Annotated in this window: 13 protein-coding genes; 11 read left to right on the forward strand and 2 right to left on the reverse strand. The window is 37.3% G+C overall.

Annotated features, from left to right (window positions below):
- Positions 1 to 114: 114 nt before the first annotated feature.
- On the forward strand, positions 115 to 912 hold the full coding sequence (locus ACGHEH_RS19980; RefSeq protein ID WP_390449027.1) for an ion transporter: 798 nt from the start codon (positions 115 to 117) through the stop codon (positions 910 to 912).
- Positions 913 to 1650: 738 nt separating this feature from the next.
- On the opposite strand, the gene def is transcribed toward ACGHEH_RS19980, so the two are convergent.
- Positions 1651 to 2196 (reverse strand): peptide deformylase, encoded by a 546-nt coding sequence (gene def / locus ACGHEH_RS19985; protein ID WP_390449030.1) that lies wholly within the window; start codon positions 2194 to 2196, stop codon positions 1651 to 1653.
- Between the two features lie 145 nt (positions 2197 to 2341).
- Between def and ACGHEH_RS19990 the strand changes: the two genes are divergently transcribed.
- From ACGHEH_RS19990 to ACGHEH_RS20030, 9 genes are all read left to right on the forward strand, one after another.
- Entirely contained in the window at positions 2342 to 2890 is a 549-nt protein-coding gene (locus tag ACGHEH_RS19990) for a hypothetical protein (protein ID WP_390449033.1), read from the forward strand.
- A gap of 90 nt (positions 2891 to 2980) precedes the next feature.
- On the forward strand, positions 2981 to 3643 hold the full coding sequence (locus ACGHEH_RS19995; protein WP_390449036.1) for a hypothetical protein: 663 nt from the start codon (positions 2981 to 2983) through the stop codon (positions 3641 to 3643).
- A 498-nt stretch (positions 3644 to 4141) separates the two neighbouring features.
- The gene (locus ACGHEH_RS20000; protein WP_390449039.1) at positions 4142 to 6178 is read left to right on the forward strand and encodes a Calx-beta domain-containing protein; all 2037 of its coding nucleotides are present in this window, start codon (positions 4142 to 4144) and stop codon (positions 6176 to 6178) included.
- A 328-nt stretch (positions 6179 to 6506) separates the two neighbouring features.
- Positions 6507 to 7307 carry a hypothetical protein gene (locus ACGHEH_RS20005; RefSeq protein ID WP_390449042.1) on the forward strand — a complete coding sequence of 267 codons (801 nt, stop codon included), beginning with the start codon at positions 6507 to 6509 and terminating at the stop codon, positions 7305 to 7307.
- A 213-nt stretch (positions 7308 to 7520) separates the two neighbouring features.
- Entirely contained in the window at positions 7521 to 7772 is a 252-nt protein-coding gene (locus ACGHEH_RS20010) for a hypothetical protein (RefSeq protein WP_390449045.1), read from the forward strand.
- 95 nt (positions 7773 to 7867) lie between these two features.
- Positions 7868 to 8119, forward strand: a complete 252-nt coding sequence (locus ACGHEH_RS20015; protein ID WP_390449048.1) for a hypothetical protein — start codon at positions 7868 to 7870, stop codon at positions 8117 to 8119.
- A gap of 196 nt (positions 8120 to 8315) precedes the next feature.
- Positions 8316 to 8624, forward strand: coding sequence for a DUF6172 family protein (locus ACGHEH_RS20020; RefSeq protein ID WP_390449050.1), 309 nt, complete (start codon positions 8316 to 8318; stop codon positions 8622 to 8624).
- A gap of 482 nt (positions 8625 to 9106) precedes the next feature.
- A complete protein-coding gene (locus tag ACGHEH_RS20025; RefSeq protein ID WP_390449053.1) occupies positions 9107 to 9973 on the forward strand; it encodes a GyrI-like domain-containing protein in 867 nt (288 codons plus the stop codon).
- A gap of 219 nt (positions 9974 to 10192) precedes the next feature.
- The gene (locus ACGHEH_RS20030) at positions 10193 to 10399 is read left to right on the forward strand and encodes a hypothetical protein (RefSeq protein WP_390449056.1); all 207 of its coding nucleotides are present in this window, start codon (positions 10193 to 10195) and stop codon (positions 10397 to 10399) included.
- 64 nt (positions 10400 to 10463) lie between these two features.
- Here the strand turns inward: ACGHEH_RS20030 and ACGHEH_RS20035 are convergent, their stop codons facing one another.
- Positions 10464 to 11330 (reverse strand): pirin family protein, encoded by an 867-nt coding sequence (locus tag ACGHEH_RS20035; RefSeq protein ID WP_390449058.1) that lies wholly within the window; start codon positions 11328 to 11330, stop codon positions 10464 to 10466.
- A 116-nt stretch (positions 11331 to 11446) separates the two neighbouring features.
- On the opposite strand from ACGHEH_RS20035, the gene ACGHEH_RS20040 reads away from it, so the two are divergent.
- Entirely contained in the window at positions 11447 to 12355 is a 909-nt protein-coding gene (locus ACGHEH_RS20040) for a LysR substrate-binding domain-containing protein (protein WP_390449061.1), read from the forward strand.
- Positions 12356 to 12518 lie beyond the last annotated feature (163 nt).

Genomic DNA, 12518 nt, shown 5'->3' on the forward strand with positions numbered 1-12518 from the left:
ATCTCTTTTCAAGTAATGCATCGATGCCAAACCTGCACTTCATCGATTCTATGTTGAAAATTAAATATTCACCCCAAACTATGCCATATCACTCATTTTACCGATATCAGAGCCATGGCATCACAAAGTAATTTAACTTCTAAGTTGACGGCACTTGTTGAAGCAAAATCTTTTCAAAACTTTCTTATTGCAGTCATTTTATTTAATGCGATCACATTAGGTATTGAAACCACCCAATTTGGCAAAACTAACTCTGTCTTACTAGCTAAGATCGATTTAGTCGTCCTTATCATTTTCACAATAGAACTCGCACTCAAACTATTTGTATACCGCTTTAAATTTTTTAAGTCTGGTTGGAATTGTTTCGACTTACTTATCGTTGCCATATCTTGGATTCCTGCAACTGGCCCACTGTCAGTACTTCGCGCATTCAGAATATTACGAGTGCTAAGACTTTTCTCAGTTGTGCCACAAATGCGCCGAGTTATCGGTGCGCTTGGCCACTCATTGCCAGGTATGGCCTCAGTTATTGGTGTGCTTGGGATTATCTTTTATGTTTCGGCCGTACTATCAACGAAACTTTTTGGACAACACCCTGATCCAAATATGCAGGAGTGGTTTGGCACTATCGGCGCATCAGCCTATACCTTATTTCAAGTAATGACTTTAGAAAGTTGGTCAATGGGCATAGTGCGCCCAACGATGGAACTATTTCCGCAATCTTGGTTATTCTTCGTCCCGTTCATTATTATCACCAGCTTCGCGGTATTAAACTTATTCATTGGTATCATTGTTGATGCCATGCAGATCATGCATGAAGAAGAAAATCAGCCAGAAAAACCACTGGCAACAAAAGAAGATATATTAAGGATAGAGGCTAAATTAGACGAACTTCTGAAACAAAAAAAATGAGATTTAAAATATAAGAACGAGTTATCTGTTAAGAAGGGCCTTATAAGGCCCTTCTATTAGCATTCATATTTATTGAATGATTTCACTGCTCATAAGCTGCTCTTCTGTCACATCAACATCAAAACTGCGACTAAATACAGGACTGCCATACCAATACATGCCATATGCACATGAGTTTAAAGATTCCCATGTGCCATCTTTGTATAATACTCGTCTAGCACACGCCTGAGCACTGCCGTTCCCTGATACTGTACGATTACTGAATCGACAATACTCACCATTACGACAATTCCAGTACCCATCATGCTCACTAAAATGTGTCCAAGTTACTTCTGCAATTGGCTTAGATGCTTTTAATCTAAAAACAACAGCTGAAGCAGTTGACGAAGTACCGCTAGAGCAGAATTGTTCACTCCACTGTTATGGTGAAGGTGTACCACTAATAACACATTCAACAACTGCTGCTTGACTGGTAAACGTAGCACCTAGCGCAAGGGATGCGGCAAATAGATAATTTTTCATTTAGATATCCTTCTAATTTTATTAATTATTATTACTTTCATTTAGAGTATCTCCTTACAAAATGAAAGTATGCGCAAACTACACCCCAAGCGTTTAAAAATCAAACAAAAAAGATAAGAAAAATACAAAAACAAAACATCGAGAAATACTCAGATTACACAAAAAAAACAAAAACCCTACATTTAAATTTGCGTTAAATACTTATTCTTAAAAGAATTAAACACCTTTTGCATGATGCTCATACCAATAACTTTCACTCACCAAATCTTCCATCGACTCCAGTCTGTCGATAAAAGTTAGACCATCTAAGTGATCGATTTCATGTTGAAAGATACGTGCAATAAACCCAGTAAAAACGCTTTCATGCTCTCGCCCTTGTGCATCATGATATTTCACTGTTACAGCATGATGCCTCGGCACTAAGCCACGCATACTCGGTACACTTAAGCAACCTTCCCAGCCTTTTTCTATTTCTTCACTGACAGCGACTATCTCTGGGTTTATAATGGCAGTAGGAGCCATTAGAGGTGCATCGGGGTATCGTGCATTAGGCTTTGAACACATAATAAAAACACGTAAGCTGTGATAAATTTGTGGCGCAGCTATCCCTACTCCACCAGCCTCTTCCACCGTAGACATCATGTTTTTTATCAAGTTTTGACATTCGTCACCAAGAATGTCTTCAACAAGTTGCGCTTTTTGCTTCAAAACAGGCTGACCCAACTGAGCTATATTCAAAATCTGTCCTCTCACTTTCTTCATTTTTATTCCTAGAATCTCCCAGTTTTTACTAGATAATTTGTCCCTAAAAAATATTTTTTGATCTTACTTTAAAACACCTTCGTATATTCAACGCTTTTATAAAAGCTAATTAATAAGAATAACGACTTATAAAGGAATAGTAATAATGAACATAACAAAAACGTTGCTTACAGCATCAGTTTTAGCTTCACTATCTCTTGGTTCATCTTCATCATTCGCTTCAAACAAGATCGAAACATTTTCAGCTATATCTTCGTGTAATACTGTTGTTGGTACTACAGAAACAGCTGGGAGTGGTGGTATATCTAATGGCTCTGGTGGTATCAAAGCAACTTCTGATCTAGTGATAATCTCTTGCACATTACCAACGACTACAGATCGCCCAGGAGTTGATGTTTATATCAATGATGGTTCTCCAGCCTTTTCTTATCCGGGCTTTGGTGGACCACCTATAAAGAATGGCGGGACAACTGTTTGTAGCTTAATTGCATACGACAACTTCGGAAACGTCACTTCCTCTGACTCTGACTTTGCAAACAACCCTTGGTCTGAAAGTTTAAATCTAACTTTAAATGTAAAGGCGCAACAACCAAACTCTGGTTATTACAATTTTGCTTGCAGATTAAGTCGTAATGACGTCGTTTATATGTACAAACATAACCCGTTTTCAGAACCTGATAACGGTGAATTTTAATAAACATCATTAAGGCTTTTGAATGAAAGTGTAGGCGTATTCATATTCTCTGAACTACGCCTACTTTAAACAACATATTAGGAGGTTAGATTGAAGATAATAGTTAGTTTGCTATCTATAACTCTTGTTATTGCATTTGTTTTTATCAACACTCCAAACCTAACAGAAAAGTATAATCCAAACACACCAGAATCGAGCTTTAACAGAGAGCCTACATTAGAACAAATAAACCAACCACCGGCTCTTCAGAGTGATGCAAATACCATTAATGATATCTATAAGATAATGGAGGCGCAAAATGAACTTCTGAGCAGCTTAGAAAAGATTAATCAAAAACTTAATGAATTTGATGCTCGCATAGAAAGGATTGAAAAAGCTAATAATGACAATAATCAGTTGGTAATGAACACTCAAAACACGAATGAATCAGAAACTAGTTTAGTAGAAAAGAATAAAACATTTAGCACTGCTGAAAGTGAGTTTTACAATCAAAGTTATGACCCTCAATGGGATTCACTAATGAATGAGTCGCTCAACAATGTAACTTCGACATTAAATAGTATCTTTGACGACGGCATCATTATTAACTCACAAGAATGTAGAGGGGACAAATGCCGTGTTGAATTCAACATTCAAGATAATGAAATCAATGTCCACCCCTTAATGTTTGCCGCAGAAGGTAGTCGAAAAATGTATTTTGATTCAGAAGTAATCAATGGAATAAAAAAGACGACTATTATTTACCAACGCTAGCATTGATGAAAGTCAACTTTTAACCTGTTAAGGTCATGGATTATTGCCTTTGCTTAACAGGTTAAAATTAGAATTAATTTTTGCCTGCTCTCGCATATCTAGACGCTCCTCCATGAGTCCTATACAACGCTTCTTATTCCACCCTTGTATGTTCTACAATAGGCTTCAGTAAGCTGTTTAACCCCAAACAAAAAGTAAATGTAAATGTGCTGAGCCGAAAGTTGAATCTAAGCACCTAGCTTTATACCGTATTTAGAGCAGGTTAAAGACTCAAAAGCGTTTCGAGCTATGTTTTATTATAACCTCACTTTTAACGGTTATACTCTGTTACAAAAAACATTAAAAAGAAAAGTCACCCAAAACCTGATATTTTGTAAATAAAAAACAAGCTAAAAATAGTTTAACAAACTTAATTTGACACTCTTATATAGGTAGAAACAAAAGTAGGAACATAGTAAACTTGAGCGCTAAGCATCTTATATATAAGAGAACAACGGAATGATAAAGCACTTACTATTTCTTACTTTAATACTTACCTCTCCAAAATACGCTTTCGCAGATATACATCAATGTAATGATGTAAAGCTAGAAAAAGATAAAACCTATTTTTCCCGCGATAATATTATCTTGATTGGTGATTCTACTGCTGCTTGGTATGGCGAAACACATAAAATTTATAGCCAAAGAAAAATTAAAGGTTGGGGAATGACTCTCCACACTGGGTTTCATAGCCAAACCGATATCAGAAACTTTGCAAGAAGTGGCGCTGATACAGCAGAATTCATAGATCTGAATTGGCACAATGAAAGTATGTCTTCTTTAGAACGAGCCTTAGAATGCTTAGATAAAGATACAAAGCTTTTTCTTATACAGTTTGGTCACAATGATAACACCAATGACATCGCACTTTATAAAGACAATCTCAGTTTTATGATCAATAAGGTCAATGAAAGAATTAGTAGTGTAAATTCAGATGCTGACATTGTTTTAATTACTCCGATGGTAAGAAGGCAGTTTAATAAAGACAGACTTAAAAACAAATTAAAACCGTTTTCAGAAGCTAAAAAAAGTTTGGTACAAGAATTATCTTTAGCCAACTTATACTACATCGACATTAACTCAGTGAGTGAAACATATATCAATAAACTTGGTGAGATAAAAGCAGACACCATGAATTCCTTGTTTGATTCTGAAACACCAAGTCAAAATAGCTTTGGTTCTGATAAAACTCACTTCAATTTAAAAGGTGCCAGTATACACTCTTCTTGGATAGTAGAAGAGCTTAGAAAGTTAAATTTAAAGTCTGTTAAAAGTATATTGTCTCCCGACATTATCAGTGACTCTTTTGAGGATAATCTCAAAACAATTGATGAGTTAGAAGGTTGGAAAACAGTTCTCGGTTCACCTCAATCTCATATACTACAAAGCGGAAATAGCGAGCCACAGTATGGCTATGATGATTTGAATTTTTATTCAGGGTTTCAAGCACTAGAATTAAAAAGCGACTCTACATTTAGCAGGAATGTTGTCCGAAGAACATTCGGTGAAATAAGTAAAGGCAGTTATATATTTCAAATTAAGTTATGGCTTTCTTCAGAGAATACTCAAGCGGTATCACCAAGAATTCACTTTAGAGATAGTGATAACAATATAGTTCATTCTTTTACATTTGAAGATGGAATCATAAAAGGAACAAACATTGATTTTCCCTACTCTCAATGGATGAAACTTAAGATTGGTGTAGACATAGATCAGAAACAATTCGACTTAGTCTTGAATAACGAGCTTAAAAGAACACATAACGCAATACCTTTAAATAATCGTAACTTTTCTAACATAGCTAGTATTGAAGTTGATTGGGCATTTAGTGAAGAAAATGGAAGAATTTTGCTTGATGACTTAAATATTTCAACAACACCAGATAATTTTAATTCTGGACAAATTATCGTTGATAGCGAAAGTACAGAACTATCTGAAGGCGAACGAAATTTAACTTTGCATTTAAACAGAGTTGGCGGTTCTGATGGAGAAATTACTGTTCAGTACAGTTCCAAAGACCAAACAGCCACTGAAGGTGAAGATTATGAACCAGTGAGTGGAACTTTAACTTGGCAACATGGGTCAACTTTGCAAAAGTCGATAAGTCTTAAATTGTTAAATGATGATAAGGCAGAAGAAAAAGAAAGCCTCATAGTTGAATTTCAAGTTAAAGAAAATAATATTAATTTAGATACAATTCAGACTGAAATATTTATTAATGACGAGGAAGATAGCTCATCGGATGATAATGACTCATCGGATGATAATGACTCATCGGATGATAATGACTCATCGGATGATAATGACTCATCGAATGATAATGACTCATCGAATGATAATGACTCATCTAACAATAATGATGACTCATCTAACAATAATGATGAAACCAACTTATCTGTTAAAGAAACAGCCAAACAAAAAGACTCAGGAAGTTTAGGCTCACTGTTTTTACTATTATCATTTTTCATTTTTAGAAGAAAAAAACTTATTAATTAATCCGATTCTCACTCCTCATATTTTTCTAAAATATGAGGAGTGAGAATAAGTCATTCTAATACTCAGTTTTGAAGCATTGCATTACTCGAAACCTAGGTGCTTTAATGATTATTAAAAAATAGTTGATAGATATTTAGATGCTAAATACCCTCTAGACTTACGACAGCTTCCCTCAAGCATACTGATAGTTTAAATTCATATTCGAAGTATTGAAAAACATACTGTCTAACCCTTAGGTCCCCCCCTCCCTCACAAATCTTCCATCCCTGTAAGTTTTACAGTAAGCTTTCAGCCTTGGCATCCTCCCAAAAAACCAAAGGTAAATGTTTTGAGTAAAAGAATTGAACCTGAGCTGCCTAGTATTATGCCCGATTTAGACCAGGTTAAAGATTTTAAGCAGTCTCAAGCACCATCGAATCACAAAGCGCCAGCATTTGACAAAAGCGAGATGGTTAATCAGCAACCGACTAAATCAAGCAATGCTGCATTATGGCTTTGTATCGTTTCAATCATTGGCTTTTCAGTTGGCGGTTATACACTTCACCAACAAAACTTAAAAACTCAGGCGAAACTGTTTGCCTCTGAGCAACGAATTATCGAACTTGAGCGAGCTTTGTCTGCTACTGGTGAAGAGATGGGTGAATCTGCAGGCGCTATCAAAGCAAAGCTGAATGCCATTACCGAGCGTACCGATGAGCTTTGGACACAAATGGATAAGCTATGGGCATCAGCTTGGCGACGCAATCAATCAGAAATTAAAAAGCTGCGCGAGCAAACAGTAGCACTAGAGAATTCACAATCACAACAAAATAAAACACAATCTAATACAACCTCTAGTATTAAGTCGTTGTCAGATAACCAAGCTGATATGACGTTAAAACTATCTCTTTTACAAGAGCAATTAGATGAAGCACAATCTATCAAGACCCAACTAACGGCAATGCTCACAGATTTAGATAAACTTAAATCGCAGTCTCAAGGCAGAGATGCTAAGCAGTTAGAAATTGGTAGTAATATCGCACAAATTGAAATGACACAAAGCGCGCTTGTAGAGCAACTTGAGCGATTAGAAAGTAAATTATCTGCATCTGCACAAACTCAAACTCAAACTCAAACGCAGTTAGATTAAAGTATTGTTAGAAAAGTTAGTTTTGGGGTCATAAGTATGATCCCACACTTTGTTTACCTCTAAGCGCTATGGCGCTTATAAATAATATTCTTATCCCGCTTCCCTTAATAATTAACTTCCCTCCAACTCATAAATAAGCGTTCTACCTTTTTAGTGTCACTAACAACATATTAAACGTCTTAATTAAACAGACACTTTTTTGGAGTATGCAACATGGGCTTAAACTGTACATTTTGTAACGAATCCGTCATTAATTCAGATCCCTCTAAAGGTCACCCAGTAAGCATAGCGCCTTATGGAGTGGCACACTCTTATTGTGCCCAACAAGACTTATTGTATAAACGTGTCTTTCAAGGAGTACGTATAGCCGAACTCGATCACCAAAGCTTTCTGGAATTAAAAGAAATGGTGCTGACAGAAGACAATGTAAGAAGTGGCATGACAAACCATGTAGATTTATTTTGAAATAATCTAGATCATAGATTTAATTTATATCCATACTCACTTCACATTCAGCAAATAGTCTAAAGCCATATTTATTAATTCTCTGATTAACTAATATGGCTTTAAATTGCATTTTTTGTCATCAATGCGTCGTCAAGACAGATAACTCTAAGGGTCACCCAATTAGTGTTCCGCCATATGGTATTGCGCATTCTTACTGTGCAGAACAAGATTTATTGCTGAAACGCATCTTTAAAGGTATTCACATAGCCGAGCTAGATAATGAAAGCTTTCAAGAGCTTAAAGAAATGGTTTTAGCTGAAGACAATGTCAGAAACGGTATGACAGAAGAGATCGATTTATTTTAAAAAGCAGCATGATTTTGAGAAACTCAACATATTAATTGTTTAAAGGTCACTAAGCCATACTCGCTCGTCTTGAAAATATAGCGTAAAATACTCACCATGCATGTATCTATCAAGACGCTTCATATAATACTTGATAAGTACCTTTCCCGACTCAAAAAGCAAGTCGCATATTGAGTATTGATGCTTGAAGGCAATTATGAAAAAAACATTTGAACTAACTCACCCTAAAATCAAAATCGCACGCCGCGTTGACGCGGTTAAGCATGAGCTGAAAAAGTATGTAAAACGCGAACGTAATAAAAAGTTACCTGCGGGCGTTGATTATTGGGACTTTGACTGTAAATTCGGTAACACAGAAGCTGAAGCTGAAACAGTACATTTATCACAAATCAATAAACTGATTGATAAATCACAAGATGAGAACTTAACTTCATTTTATGTTGAGATCTTAGCAAAGCCTGGTTTTAGAGAATCAGCAGACTTTGCTGATTACGATGACGAGTAAATAACCTGAGCTCTGGATAATAAATCTATCTCCAGCGGCTACTTTCAACGTTAACTGCGTTGAATTTACTTGCAATAGGCCAGCTATTGACGCGTAAATTCGCCTTGTTATCGCTAAAAGTCTCCGGCTGCAGACTTGATAATGCACTTATGATTTCAATATCAATAACTTAGTAAATCTCTTAACCAAAGCTCAGGTTAAATAGCTAAACTGGTTTCTTAGCTAAAAGGCTCCTACTGAACTGATTTATCATGGCTATGATATAAATATCAGTTCAGTTTAATTCTCTTTTTGCTTTTTTATACCTACTCCTTACCTCTGCAAATCAAGTAAACACCACTTAAACGCATCTAAAGTATAAAGCTCCCTGAATTTGTGTTACCCATATTAAATACTAAAGTTAGCAAACATTATCAAACGGCTTTGCATTACCTTATTAATGTCGCTGAACAATCACCTTAACTTAGATTTTGAGTGAAACCATGAATCATAAACTTGTTACTAAAAATCAGTATGAGCAACGCCTGCTTAAAGTTATCGACTACATCTATGAACATGTAGATAGTGAGTTAGATGTGAATGCACTTGCTGATGTGGCCTGTATGTCTAGTTATCATTTTCATCGGATATATCGTGAATTTGCAGGAGAGACCATCAATGTCACTGTAAGAAGAATGCGGTTATTAAAAGCAGCGGCCTATTTAGTGCGTAGTGACTTGTCTCAACAGCAGATTGCGAAGCAAGTTGGTTATGGCAGTGTTGAAGCTTTCAACCGAGCGTTCAGTAGACACTACCGAGAAACACCTAACCAATATCGTATTGCAAGAGCTACTAAGCAAGTGACCATGCTTTATCCAAAATCAGATAAGGAATACAAAACCATGTACCAAGTTGAACAACAAACAACACCCGCACTTTCATTAATCACCATTGATCACATTGGTGACTATATGCAAATAGGCCAAGCATTTGAGAAGCTTTCAATGATGGCTGGTAAACTCGGCCTGATTAACGATACAACACGCTTTTTTGGCATTTACTACGACGACCCTAAAACCGTTAAAACAGATGAGTTAAGGTCAAAAGCCTGTATTACTGTTGATTTAAATACCCTCCCAGAACAGCATGAATTTGAAGTCATGAGCATTCCAGCTTCTAACTCTGTGTCTTTACTATTTAAGGGGGATTATCCAGAACTTGAAAAGCCTTATGACTGGTTGTTTGGTGAGTATTTGCCAAGTAGCCAATACCAATTAAAAGACTTTCCACCGTTTGAAGAATACTTAAACGACCTGCGTGAGGTTGCCCCCCAAGATCTGCTTACACGTATTTATTGTTTGGTAGAGTAATCATTAGACTAGGGTGTTAAATTAATTAAACACCCTAGTTTTCCTCTATGAAAAGTGCTTCTAAATTCTCCAGCTTGCAACGTTTCTTTTTTTCATCATCCGAAACCATATACCCAAAAACAAAGTTGATATTTACAAATAAATAACATTCTATAAAATCGGTAAAGTGTGTATATAAAACACTCAAAACCTATATTAATAATATGAAAGGAAATCAAAATGATTAAAACAACTTTAATCGCACTAGCAACCTTATTCGTCGCCTCGATGTCGCCAGTTTCAGAAGCTCGCACTGCAACTTATGTTTTTTGTGAAAAAGATGGAAAATTGGCTTGGTCTGAAGAGTATTACAACTCGCGTTCTGCTCAGGCTGCATATTACCGCTGTGTAAATGAAGGTGGCTCACCGAGCATTGTATATTTCTAAATTCATATACTTAGTTGTTTAGTAATAACACAAGGGGAGTAAGCTCCCCTTCGTAACGAACGAGCTAAACAATACTACCCAACTCACCCGCTTCATACTTAGCCACAACATCATCAATTTCTTGTCGCGTTGTCATAGCAAATGGACCTTGTTGAACAAAGGCTTCTTTGATCGGCTCCCCCGACATTACCACAAAGTGGCTTTGTGTAGAGGCTGCACCTCTCACTGTTAAGTGTTGCATCTGCTCAAAGGTAAGTGCAATTGATGACCCTTGCTTTAAACTTGCCCAATGACCACCTAGCTTATACTCAATATCGCCCTCAACGGCATATAGCCATGTGTTAAATCCGCTTTGTATTTGATGAGTAAATAGGGCTTGGTTATCAGCATAACCATCTAAAATAGTCACAGGCCAAACGGCATTGTCTTGTGAAGAGTGCCCATTACTTTCTCCTAGCACCAAACGAACCCTATAACCTAACCCCTCAAGAGTTGGCATGTCTTCTCGCTTTATATGTAATGAACTTGGTGCATTATGTTTTAGCTTTGCTGGTAGGTTTACAAAAACCTGTAAGCCATGAATTTTAGCCCCCGGCCTTGGCGCTTCATCATGAATTGCGCCGCTACCGGCATTGAGCCAATATAAATCCCCCGCTTCAATATCAAAGTCATTGCCCAGCGAATCTCGGTTATTAAACTTTCCTTCAGTGTCTTCAAACAGTACTGACACCGCTGAGATACCAGCATGCGGGTGTGCGCCAAAAGTCGGTACTGTCATCGTATAATGGTCTGCCATGATCAAGGGGTCCATCACACCGTTAAATTGTTTGTGGCGAAAGCCTAAACCGGTAAAGCCTTCGCCAATATTAAGTGGATTACCTGTCACTGGTGAGAAATCAATTGTTTCATTTTTGTTTTTATAAGTCGTCATTTTACTATTTCCTGTTGAACTCTTTGCGTTGAAATAACTATAACAACTTGAAATTGGCACAAAAATAGACAACAATCGAACCTATCGTTCCATATTTAGAACAACCTAAGATATTCATGAAACTAGATCTCAACGACTATTACTACTTCGTACACGTCGTAGAAAAGCAAGGTTACACGGCTGCGGCTGCCGCACTGCAAATGCCAAAGTCTCGGTTGAGTCGACATGTAGCACAGCTTGAAGCCCGCCTTGGGGTTAGACTGCTGCAGCGCACTTCACGTCATGTCGCGGTGACACAAGAAGGTCTACACTTCTATGGGCATGCTCGTAAGCTCGTTGATGCCATGGAGTTGGCTGAATCTGCCATGAAGAATACCCAAGGTGAACTCTCGGGCAAAGCTGTGATCAGCTGCTCAACGGGAGTTGCTCAATACGCTCTAGGGGAGTTATTGATTGAGTTCGCCGAGCGACATCCGCAGGTAAAAATAGAACAGCGCGTTGCAAATAGCATGGCTAACCTTATCGCAGAAGGCGTCGATTTGGCAATTCGGGGTCATAACACCGACCTACCCAACTCAAGCTTGATCCAACGCTCTATTGCACGAGTCGATTGGCCGCTATTCGCCTCTCCTGCTCTGTTAGAAAAAGTGACATCTTTAAAAGATGCCACTGACTTGGCCCATCTCAACTTCTTAAAGGTTGGTCGCTTTAATCAAACGAACACCATTAACCTCATTGATAACAAAGGCCAAAACACATCGCAAACGGTGATAGCCAAACTTTGCTCTGAAGATATGAGCACACTCAAACGCGCAGCCATCGCAGGGCTTGGTGTTACCTCACTGCCTAATTATGTCTGTAAATCAGAACTAAAAAGCGGAGAACTTGTTCGTGTATTGCCTGAATACCTAACACAAGCAGCAAATTTAAGTTTAGTGATGCCATCAAGACTTGGTGTTCCAGTCCACATTAAAGCATTAGCCGACTTTATTCGTGACAAGCTACCCAGTGTAATGAATGGATAACTAAACCTGAGTAAAAGCTTTGTCATAATCTTTAGACATACTTTTAAGTGTTGCTATTAGGCTGTGACTTCAATCACCTAGCAATGATCTATGTTAGCCTTTTGCAAGTAGAAACTTATATCAGCTCAGAATATGTTCTTTGCTCTTTAAACCTAGGATCCTC

This window comes from Pseudoalteromonas sp. MTN2-4 (genome assembly GCF_042848605.1).
Classification (GTDB): domain Bacteria; phylum Pseudomonadota; class Gammaproteobacteria; order Enterobacterales; family Alteromonadaceae; genus Pseudoalteromonas.